Below are 760 nucleotides of genomic sequence, written 5' to 3'. Positions count from 1 at the left end.
CGGGCTATGCGTTTCATCCGCATTGACAAAAGGAAGCGCAGGGATTAGGATAAATTAAATTATACGAATATCCTTATTCGTATTCATGACTCCCGCCCAAAAATGGAGATCAGGCTGTCCTTACATCCTGGTCTTTCATATTTATTCCGCACATCTGCTGTTTCCCAGGGCTAAAACAAATGGACGCCCGGGCCGGGAGAGAATGATGCGGGGAGGAATCCGCATGATATATATTGAGGATGAAAATATAGGCATGGAGACAACCCGTCAAAGAGGTGGACTCGGAGGTGTTTGATCGATGGACCAGACAGTCGGAATAGGTGTTACAGGAGGCATTGCAGCGTATAAAATAGCGGATCTGGTCAGCCGGTTGAAAAAAATCGATCTTGAAATCGTGGTGCTTATGACCGAAGCGGCTACTCGATTTATCACTCCCCTGACCTTTAAAACCCTGACGGGCAGAGAAGTGATTACCGATTTATGGTCCGACCCCAGGGAATACAGGGTGAAGCACATCGGCCTGGCCGAGCAGCTTGATCTGCTGGTCATCGCTCCTGCAACCGCCAATTTTATAGCCAAAATGGCCCATGGCATAGCCGATGATGTTCTGTCAACACTGGTGGTGGCGAACACGGCTCCGGTTCTGGTGGTGCCGTCTATGAATACCCGTATGTATGAAAACCCCATTGTGAAGAGAAACCTGGCCATTCTGGCGGAGTGTGGATACCACGTCATGGACCCGGCCAGCGGCCTTCTGGCC

The 760-nt window shown here is 50.1% G+C and carries 1 protein-coding gene; it reads left to right on the top strand.

Annotated elements, in window-relative coordinates; all coding sequences use genetic code 11:
• Positions 1-298 precede the first annotated feature (298 nt).
• On the top strand, positions 299-760 hold a 462-nt coding region (locus B2633_RS16245; protein ID WP_483171736.1), incomplete at its 3' end, for a flavoprotein.

This window comes from Syntrophomonas sp. UBA1041, assembly GCF_002316705.1.
In the GTDB taxonomy this organism is placed as follows: domain Bacteria; phylum Bacillota; class Syntrophomonadia; order Syntrophomonadales; family Syntrophomonadaceae; genus DTU019.
The sequence above is the reverse complement of the archived record's forward strand: the minus strand, read 5'-3'. Positions and strand labels throughout refer to the sequence as shown.